A 9,808-nucleotide genomic window follows, 5' to 3' on the forward strand; every position below is an offset into this window, starting at 1 on the left:
ACGCCCCCGGACGTCCCAGCGTCCGGGGCCTTACTGGTCCTCAACCCTGCCGGCCGAAACCGGCTCTGGCTTTGACCCGCTGGCATTGCCAGAGCCGGCGAACCGATTGACGGTAAGTGAGTGAAGTGTTACACGCCGCTCCACGCGGCGAACTCCCGCAGCTCCTTGGTCGGCTTCGCCCGCGCGCGGAGCAGTGTGCCGACGGTCTCGTGGACGTGCGGGTGGTAACGGGTCAGCTGGGGTGCGGTCGTGCGCGCCTTCCGTAGCGACTCCAGCGCGTCCCCGTGGTGGGCCGTCCACCCCTGCGCCCGCGCCGTCCTGATCATGAAGTGGGCGGCGAGGGTGGGCGGGCAGTGCTCGGGGAGCCGCATTTGGGAGGCCCGCCGCAGTGCCGCCGCGTGGTCACCGCGATCGTTCTCCGCCTCCATCTGGGTCATCGCCACGGAGAACGGGCCGGACATCAGCGAGTGGTGGTACGTGTCGCCGAACCGGTCCGCCACCTCCTGGGCCTGGCCGAGCCAGTTCTCCGCGCCGCTGTTGTCCCGCTGCTGAAGCGCGAGGCCGGCGGCACGCAGGCAGAGCGCCCCGCGCACCGTCCTGACCTCCGTGGTCCCGTCGTCGTCGAGGTCGCGCAGCGCCACCCGCATCAGCGCGACTCCCCGGTCCGGCCGCGAGCTCTGCGCGTGCGTCATGGCGGACCGCTCCATGCGTTCGATCGCCACCTGTGCCGGGTCGCCGCTGTGCGGTGCCGCCATGGCCATGCGCGACAGCGCGAGCCGCGCCAGGTCGATGAAGCCGAGCCGGTAGGCCATGATCGCGGCCGTGCGCGCGAGTTCGGCCTGGAGCCCGTGCGCGCGTTCGCGCCGGGCGCCCGGCGTCGCGTGGGTCAGCGCCAGCGCCGCCGCCTCGACGATCAGGGCGGGCAGGTCTTCGGCGATCTCGACGAACTCGGTTCTCAGCCGGAGGGCGACGATCCGGTCGACGTCGGCCGCCAGCGCGTCCAGCGAGCGGAGCGGCACGTCGTCGGCCGGGATGTCCCAGCTGTCCAGCGCGCTGGAGATCGGGGTGAGCAGCGCGTCGAACCTGTCCTGCTGGAGCATGTGGATATAGGGCTGGCCGTGCAGGACCGAGAGCGTCACGCCCAGCGCCCGGGCGATGTTCGCCTCCACCGCCGAACTGGCGGCGCGACTGCCGGTCTCGATACGCGACAACTGGCTGGTCGACACATGGGCCCGGCGGCCGAGTTCGGTGAGTGAGAAGCCCCGTATGGTGCGGAACTCCTTGATCCTGGCGCCAATGCCTCCTGGGGTGATGGGGGTGAGGTCGGGCATCCTGCCTCCCGTGTTCGGACCGTTACGCCCAGCGTACGACTCGCGCGCCGCGCGTGGACAGTCGGTCACGAGAGCGGGGTGGAGAGCCTCCCCGGGGCTCAGAACCCGTCCGCACCACCGCTGTCGCCGCTGGACGAGCCGGAGCCTCCGTCGTCGGAGGAACCGCTGCCGCTCGACGCGTCGGAGTACCCGCTGTCGGAGGCGGAGGACGAGCTGTCGTCGTATGACAAGGCGGAGTCGAGGAGCAGGGAGTTGGTGACGGACTGGTTCGCGGCCGCTTCGTCCCGCCGCTTGCGGCGCCTGGAGAAGGTGCTCATGCCCTTCGTCTTCCCCCGGGGCGCCGACGACATACCTCGGTCGCGGAAGACGAGAAGCGGGGGCGGCGCCTCCGCACAGGCGCCGCCCCCGAGGGTTCCCCGCCCGCCAGGGCGGGGGCTACCACCGGTGAGGGTTGTCAGGGAGTGGTGGTGGCCCCCGCCGTGGCGGCCCGACCAGCTTCCAGCCGGGCCACGGGGATGCGGAACGGTGAGCAGGACACGTAGTCCAGGCCCACCTCATGGAAGAAGTGCACCGACTCGGGGTCGCCGCCGTGTTCGCCGCAGACACCGAGCTTGAGGTCGGGGCGTGCTGCCCGGCCCGCGGTCACGGCGGCCCTGACCAGCGAGCCGACTCCGTCGGCGTCGATGGTCTCGAACGGGGAGACTCCGAAGATGCCCTTTTCCAAGTAGGCGGTGAAGAAACTCGCTTCGACGTCGTCGCGCGAGAAACCCCACACCGTCTGGGTCAGATCGTTGGTGCCGAAGGAGAAGAAGTCGGCGGACTCGGCGATCTGACCGGCCGTCAACGCGGCGCGCGGCAGCTCGATCATGGTGCCGAGGGGGATCGACAGGGAGACGCCCCGGTCGCGTTCGACGTCGGCGATGACGGCCTCGGCCTCGTCGCGGACGATCTCCAGCTCCTGCACGGTCCCGACCAGCGGGATCATGATCTCGGGGCGCGGGTTGCCGCCGGCGGCGCGGCGGGCCGCCGCGGCCTCGGCGATCGCGCGGACCTGCATGGTGAACAGGCCGGGGACGACCAGGCCGAGGCGGACGCCGCGCAGGCCGAGCATCGGGTTCTGTTCGTGCAGGCGCCGCACGGCGGCCAGCAGTCGGGCGTCGTGCTCGTCGTGCTGGAGCGCGACCCGCACCGAGAGTTCGGTGAGGTCGGGCAGGAACTCGTGGAGCGGCGGGTCGAGGAGCCTGACGGTGACCGGGAGGCCGTCCATCGCCTCGAACAGCTCGGTGAAGTCGCCGCGTTGGAGCGGGAGCAGCGCGTCGAGCGCGGCGGAGCGCTCCGCTTCGCCTTCGGCGAGGATCAGCCGCTCGACGAGTGCCCGGCGGTCGCCGAGGAACATGTGCTCGGTGCGGCACAGGCCGACGCCCTCGCCGCCGAACCTGCGGGCGCGGGCGGCGTCTTCGGCGGTGTCGGCGTTGGCGCGGACGCCCAGGTGGCGCTCCCGGTCGGCGAGCGTCATGAGGCGGTGGACGGCGGCGACCAGGTCGTCGGCGTCGGGGGCCGTGGTGCCCTCGAAGTACTCCACGACGGAGGACGGGACGACGGGTACCTCGCCGGCGTAGACGCGGCCGCTGGCGCCGTCGATGGAGAGGACGTCGCCCTCGCCGATCACCGTGCCGTCGGCGGTGGTGAGGCGGCGGGCGTCCACGTCGACCTGGAGTTCCTCGGCGCCGCAGACGCAGGTCTTGCCCATGCCGCGGGCGACGACGGCGGCGTGCGAGGTCTTGCCGCCGCGCGAGGTGAGGATGCCCTGGGCGGCGATCATGCCGTCGAGGTCGTCGGGGTTGGTCTCGCGGCGGACGAGGATGACGCGTTCGCCGGCCGCCGCGCGGGCGACGGCGGTGGCCGAGTCGAAGACGGCGGCGCCGGACGCTGCGCCGGGCGAGGCCGCGATGCCGGTGCCGATCGGGGCGTGCTCGGTCTCCGCGCTGAACCGGGGGAACATCAGCTGCGCCAACTGGCCGCCGGTGACGCGGCGCAGCGCCTCGCGCTCGTCGATCAGGCCCTGGTCGAGGAGTTGGACGGCGATCCGGAACGCGGCGGCGGCGGTGCGCTTGCCGACCCGGGTCTGGAGCATCCAGAGCTTGCCGCGCTCGATGGTGAACTCGATGTCGCAGAGGTCGAGGTAGTGGTTCTCCAACACCTCCATGATGCGCAGGAGTTCCGCGTAGGAGGCGGCGTCGAGGCGTTCGAGTTCGGCGAGCGGCACGGTGTTGCGGATGCCGGCGACGACGTCCTCGCCTTGGGCGTTGGCGAGGTAGTCGCCGTAGACGCCCTGGTGGCCGCTGGCCGGGTCGCGGGTGAAGGCGACGCCCGTGCCCGAGTCGGGGCCGAGGTTGCCGAAGACCATGGCGCAGACGCTGACGGCGGTGCCGAGGTCGTTGGGGATGCGCTCCTGGCGGCGGTAGAGGCGGGCGCGGTCGCCGTTCCACGACGCGAAGACGGCGCGGATGGCGAGGTTCATCTGCTCGCGCGGGTCCTGAGGGAAGCCGCGGCCGGTGGCGGCGACCACGATCTCCTTGAACTCGGCGACGAGGGCACGGAGTTGGTCGGCGGTGAGCTCGACGTCGGTGGCGACGCCTGCGGTTCGGCGGGCCTCGTCGATGCGGTCCTCGAACAGGTCGCCCTCGATGCCGAGCACGGTCTTGCCGAACATCTGGATGAGCCGGCGGTAGGAGTCCCAGGCGAAGCGCTCGTCACCGGCCTGGGCGGCGAGGGCGCCGACCGACTCGTCGGTGAGGCCGATGTTGAGGACGGTGTCCATCATGCCCGGCATGGAGAACTTGGCCCCGGAGCGGACGGAGACCAGCAGCGGGTCGTCGCCGTGCCCGAGCCGGCGGCCCATGCGGCGCTCCAGCGCGTCGAGGTGCGCACTCACCTCGTCGTGGAGCGTGCCGGGTTCGTCGCCGGTGAGGAGGTAGGCCCGGCAGGCGTCGGTGGTGATGGTGAATCCCGGTGGCACGGGAAGGCCGAGCCTGGTCATCTCGGCGAGGTTGGCGCCCTTGCCGCCGAGCAGGTCCTTGAGGTCCTTGTTGCCCTCGGTGAAGTCGTAGACGTACTTCGCCGTGGTGGCGGGGGCTATGAGGGGAGGGGTGATGAGGGATGGGGTTTGCGTTTCCGGCACGGGACTCGACTCCTCGTGAACGGCTGCCCTGACAGCGGGAGGTTACCCCGCCAACCGCTCATCTGAGCGTTCCGGTCATCATTCGTGGCAGGCATCACGCCCACGAAAGGGCTAATTCCACCCTAAGCCGCCCAAGCCGACGGGGCGCGGCGAGGCGAGACGGCCCCCGGAACAGTCCGGGGGCCGTCTGGAGGGAGCGGACGCGCAGGGCCGCGAAGGGGCGGAGGGGCCGAGGGGGCTACCTGGCCGTCGACAGGTTCGACGTCAGCCGGCGGTCCGCCTCGGCCGAGGCGTACAGCGACTCGACCACCATGGTGGCGGCGCCGGCCAGGCCGGCGCGGTCGCCGAGCTGGGAGGTCACCACCTGGAGGTACGCCGTGGTGCGCGGCATCGCGCGCTGGTAGAGCAGCTCCCTGACCCCGGTCAGGAAGGGGGGTCCGGCGAGGTCGCCGGCGATCATCAGGACGCCGGGGTTGAGCAGGGTGACCACCGTCGCCAGCACGCCGCCCACCAGCCGGCCGGCCTCGCGGGCCAGCCGCACCGCGTCCGGCTGGCCGATGGACAGCTGGTCGCGGACGCCGGATCCTGAGGCCGTGGGGATGCCGGCCGCCGTCAGCTGCTCGGCCAGGGCGCGGCCGCTGGCCACCGCCGCCAGGCAGCCGTAGGAGCCGCAGCGGCAGAGCGCGTGGGTGTGCTCGCTGAGCCTGATGTGCCCTATGTCACCGGCGGCGCCGTCGATCCCCCGGTACATCTCGCCGCCGGCCACCATCCCGGCGCCGATGCCGGTGGAGACCTTGATCAACAGAAACGCCGAGCAGTCGGGATAGCCGTGCCGCTGCTCGGCGTACGCCATCAGGTTGGCGTCGTTCTCCATCAGCACGGGTATCCGGGCGTCGCCGTGGCAGTGCTCGGCGAACGCGCGACGCATCCGCTCCCGGATCGGGTAGCGGTCCCAGCCCGGCATGATCGGCGGCTGGACGACCTGGCCGGACGTCGAGTCGACGGGGCCAGGCACCGAGAGGCCGATGCCACAGACGGCGGAGGCCGGCACCCCGGCCTTCTCCAGCAGCGCCGCGAACCAGTGGCCGAGCCGGTCGAGGACCTCGTCGGGGCCCTGGTTGATCAACAGCGAGCCGGAGTGCTCGGCCAGCAGCCCACCGGCCAGGTCAAGAACGGCGGCCCGCGCGTGCCGCGTCTCGAGGTCGGCACAGAGCACCACCGCGTGCGAGGCGTCGAACTCGATCCGCACGGCCGGGCGACCGCCAGTCGGGGCCTCCACCGGATCGCCGGCGGTCTCCCTGATCCAACCGGCGCCGAAGAGCTGGTCGAGCCGATGCCCGACCGTCGAGCGGGAGAGCCCGGTGATCCGCTGGAGCTCGCCCCGCGTCGTCGCCTGTCCGCTGCGGATCAACCCCAGCAGGTGCCCGGCGCTCGCCTGGTTCATCACACCGCTCTGCCTTCCCCGTGACTGATTTCTCACCCCCATTTAGCTTGTGAAGTAGATATTACAGCGCTACTTTTGCGTGTTAAGTAGACGTAACTCTACGGTACCTTCGACAAAACAAGTGGTGCGGCCGCCCTGCGGCAGCAAAAGCCAGAGTCCCTCGGAGCCCACGTGGAACGCGCTGATCTGCCCCCCGGCCTCCCCTCGATCGCATACAACGGCGCGCGCCGCGTTCTCTCCCGCAACTGGACGGGCTCCTCGACGGTCCCCTCCAGGGCCCTCTACCCACACCAGTGGAGCTGGGACTCCGCGTTCATCGCCATCGGGCTGCGCCACGTCTCCCCCGACCGCGCCCAGCGCGAGCTGGAGACGCTGCTGGCCGCGCAGTGGCAGGACGGCCGGATCCCGCACATCGTGTTCAACCCGGCCGTGCCCCTCACGGCCTACTTCCCCAGTCCCGACTTCTGGCGATCCTCCACCGCCGGGGACAAGGCGGGGGCGCCGGCGGCCGTCGAGACCTCAGGGATCGTGCAGCCTCCCGTCCACGCCCTCGCCGCCTGGCTGGTCCACCGGGCCGACCCCGCCGCGTCCACGCGCCGGGGCTTTCTCCGCCGGGTCTACCCGCGGCTCGTCGCCTGGCAGCGGTACCTCACCGGCCGCCGCGACCTGGGCGGCCGGGGCCTCGCGTCAATCGTCCACCCCTGGGAATCCGGCATGGACAACTGTCCGAGCTGGGATCACCCGCTCGCCAGGATCGAGCCAGCCGACGTCCGCTCCTTCCACCGCGCCGACCTCGACCACGGCTGCCGCGCCGACCGCCCCACCGACCTCGACTACGGCCGCTACGTCCGGCTCGCCGCCTCCTACCGCGACCGCGGCTACGCCGACGACGCCGGCTCGCACCCCTTCGCCGTCGAGGACCCGGCGCTCAACGCCCTGCTGATCGCCTCCGAGCACGCGCTCGCCGAGATCGCCGCCGTCATCGACGCCGACCCGGCCGACCACCTGGTCCGCGCCGAGGAGCTCACCACCAGCCTGCTCAAGCGGCTGTGGAACCCGGAAGCCGGCATGTTCCTCTGCCAGGACGTGAACACCGGCGAACACATCATGGAGCGCGGCGTCAGCGGCCTGATCCCGCTGATCCTCCCCGACCTCCCTGAGGAGATCGTCGCCGCCCTGGTGCGCACCGCCACCGGCGAGCACTTCGGCCTCGGCGGGCCCTCCCGGCTGGCGCCGAGCTACGACCTCACCAGCCCGGCCTTCGACCCGTCGCGCTACTGGCGGGGCCCCGCCTGGTTCAACATCAACTGGCTGTTGGAGCGCGGGCTGCGCCTGCACGGCGCCACCGAGCGGGCCGACGCGCTGCGGGCCGAGGCGCTGAGCGCGGCCGAAGCGACCGGCTTCGCCGAGTACGTCGACCCGTTCACCTGCGAGGCACGCGGCAGCCAGGACTTCAGCTGGACGGCCGCGCTCACCATCGATCTGCTCATGGAACCGCTCGTCGAACCGCTCGCCACCCAGGCCCAGGGCGCGACACACGCGTGACGCCCCACCGCCCTGAGACAACCGAAGACATGAAGACACCAGGGGATCGCAGTGCTCACTACACACCACTGCCTGCTCGTCCGGGACGGCACCTTCGCCGCGATCGGGCCTTCCGGGGACATCACCGGCGACCGCGGTCCCTGGCCTGACGGCCTCTTCGCCAGGGACGCCCGCCACCTCAGCCGCTGGCAACTCACCGTCGACGGCGGCACGCCCGCCGTGCTGGTGCCGGCCGCCGTCGGGGACGAGGCCCGCGCCAACGCCGTACTGACACCGCCGGGCAGCCGCGCCGAGCCGCCCGCGCTCACCCTCTTCCGCGAACAGGCGGTCCGCGCCGGCGGGTTGAGCGAACGGATCAGGGTCAGCAGCAACCACGGCGAACCGACCACCGCCCTGCTGGCATTGACCGTCGACGCCGACTTCGCCGACCAGTTCGAACTACGTGGCGACCACCGCTGGTACGAGAAGCCGCACGCCGTCCGCACCCGCGCGATCCTGCCCGACGGCGTGGAGTTCGGCTACCGGCGCCGCGAATGGCACGCCCGCACCGTCGTCACCGCCTCACCCGCGCCCGACGTCGTCGAGGAAACCGGCAGCGGCGCACGCCGGTTGCGCTGGCAGGTCGAGCTACCGGCCCACGGCAGCCTGGAGTTGGCGCTCCGGGTGGACGCCCACCCGCACGGCGCGCCGGAGCCCGACCCCGTACTCCCCACGCCGGCCCGCCGGTTCGCGACGGTGGGCGGGCTCGGCGGCGCGCCGATCCCGGACGACTGGCCCGAACTGTCGGCCGCGTGCGAAGAGGGGCTCGGCGACCTCGCCGGCCTCCTCGTACCGGCCACCGGGCCCGACGGCGAGCCCCTTCGGGTGCCGGCGGCCGGCGTGCCGTGGTTCCTGACCCTGATCGCCCGACACGCCCTCGTCACCTCGCTGTTCATGCTGCGCGCCAGGCCCGAACTGGCCGCCGCCACGCTGCTCGCACTGGCCGCCACCCAGGCCACCGGCGCCGACCCGCGCCGCATCGCCGAGCCGGGCAAGATCGTGCACGAGCTGCGCCACGGCGAGCTGGCCCACTTCGACCAGGTGCCGTTCGGCCGCTACTTCGGCGCCGTCGACAGCACCCCGCTGTTCCTGGTGCTGCTCGGCGCCCACGCGCAGGCCACCGGCGACGAGAAGCTGGCCCGCCGCCTGGAGCGGCACGCCCGCGCCGCCGTCGAGTGGATGTTCCAGTACGGCGGCCTCGCCGACGGCGGCTACCTGCTCTACCAGGCGGACCAGGGCGGGCTCGCCAACCAGAACTGGAAGGACTCCCCCGGCTCCGTCTGCGCCGCCGACGGTACCCCGGCGAAGGGCGAGATCACCGCGGCCACCGCCCAGGGCTACGCCTACGCGGCGCTCTGCCAGGCGGCCCGGCTGGCCCGCACGGCCTGGGACGACGCCTCGTACGCGGACGTCCTCGACGACGCGGCCGAAGGGCTGCGGGCCCGCTTCCTGCGCGACTTCTGGCTGCCCGAACAGGACTTCCCCGCCCTGGCGTTGGACGGCGCGGGCCAGCGCGTCGACGCGCTCGGCTCGGACGCCGGGCACCTGCTGTGGACCGGCATCCTCGACCGCGAACGCGGCCGCGCGGTGGGCCGGCGGCTGCTCCAGCCGGACTTCTTCACCGGCTGGGGCATCCGCACGCTGGCCGCCGGCCAGCCCGCTTACCACCCGCTCTCCTACCACCGGGGCAGCGTCTGGCCGCACGACAGCGCGATCGCGGCCCTCGGCCTCACCCGCTACGGCCTCAGCACGGAGGCCCAGACGGTCGCCCGCGGCGTCCTCGACCTGGCGGCCGCGACCACCTTCCAACTCCCCGAGGCCATCGCGGGCTACGCCCGCGACGAACACCCGACGCCGATCCCCTACCCCCACGCCTGCACGCCGCAGGCGTGGTCGGCGGCCACGCCGTTCGCCCTGGCGGCGGCGGTCACGAACACGATGCCAGGCCCCGTGCCGGCCTGAGGTTCCTCCTCCCCCCGCCCACGCGCTCCGCGCGGGTGGGGGCGGCTGCGCCGCCGGGCTGGGGTGGGTGCCCGGCGCTCCGCGCGGGTGGAGGCGACCTCGGGTGGGTGCCCGGCGCTCCGCGCGGGTGGAGGCGACCTCGGGTGGGTGCCCGGCGCTCCGCGCGGGGTTTTCCCCACCCGCCCGCCCTTGTTCCGCGCTTCGCGCGGGGTGGGCAGGGGCCGGCCGGGGGCCGAGGGCGGCTGCGCCGCCCGGCCCTGCGGGGCTCCGCCCCGCCCAGGGGCGCACGGGCCACGGGCCCGGCCC

6 protein-coding genes are annotated in these 9,808 nt (G+C 72.9%); 2 read left to right on the forward strand and 4 right to left on the reverse strand.

The features are described 5' to 3' along the window. Positions 1-128 precede the first annotated feature (128 nt). The 4 genes from ACYVPE_RS30420 to ACYVPE_RS30435 all read right to left on the reverse strand — a co-directional run bounded on the left by ACYVPE_RS30420 (position 129) and on the right by ACYVPE_RS30435 (position 5,956). The gene (locus tag ACYVPE_RS30420; protein WP_461036972.1) at positions 129-1,331 is read right to left on the reverse strand and encodes a helix-turn-helix domain-containing protein; all 1,203 of its coding nucleotides are present in this window, start codon (positions 1,329-1,331) and stop codon (positions 129-131) included. 98 nt (positions 1,332-1,429) lie between these two features. Continuing rightward, positions 1,430-1,648: a hypothetical protein gene (locus ACYVPE_RS30425; protein WP_461036973.1), complete on the reverse strand. Its 219-nt coding sequence runs from the start codon at positions 1,646-1,648 to the stop codon at positions 1,430-1,432. Positions 1,649-1,785: 137 nt separating this feature from the next. Continuing rightward, the gene (gene ppdK / locus ACYVPE_RS30430) at positions 1,786-4,485 is read right to left on the reverse strand and encodes a pyruvate, phosphate dikinase (protein ID WP_461036977.1); all 2,700 of its coding nucleotides are present in this window, start codon (positions 4,483-4,485) and stop codon (positions 1,786-1,788) included. A gap of 265 nt (positions 4,486-4,750) precedes the next feature. After that, a complete protein-coding gene (locus tag ACYVPE_RS30435) occupies positions 4,751-5,956 on the reverse strand; it encodes an ROK family protein (RefSeq protein WP_461036974.1) in 1,206 nt (401 codons plus the stop codon). A gap of 171 nt (positions 5,957-6,127) precedes the next feature. On the opposite strand from ACYVPE_RS30435, the gene ACYVPE_RS30440 reads away from it, so the two are divergent. Together ACYVPE_RS30440 and ACYVPE_RS30445 are read left to right on the forward strand one after the other, a co-directional pair. Then, complete coding sequence (locus tag ACYVPE_RS30440) at positions 6,128-7,501, forward strand: MGH1-like glycoside hydrolase domain-containing protein (protein WP_461036975.1); 1,374 nt, start codon at positions 6,128-6,130, stop codon at positions 7,499-7,501. Positions 7,502-7,552: 51 nt separating this feature from the next. Then, the gene (locus ACYVPE_RS30445) at positions 7,553-9,502 is read left to right on the forward strand and encodes an amylo-alpha-1,6-glucosidase (RefSeq protein ID WP_461036976.1); all 1,950 of its coding nucleotides are present in this window, start codon (positions 7,553-7,555) and stop codon (positions 9,500-9,502) included. Positions 9,503-9,808: the final 306 nt, after the last annotated feature.

The organism is Streptomyces mayteni (assembly GCF_054783955.1).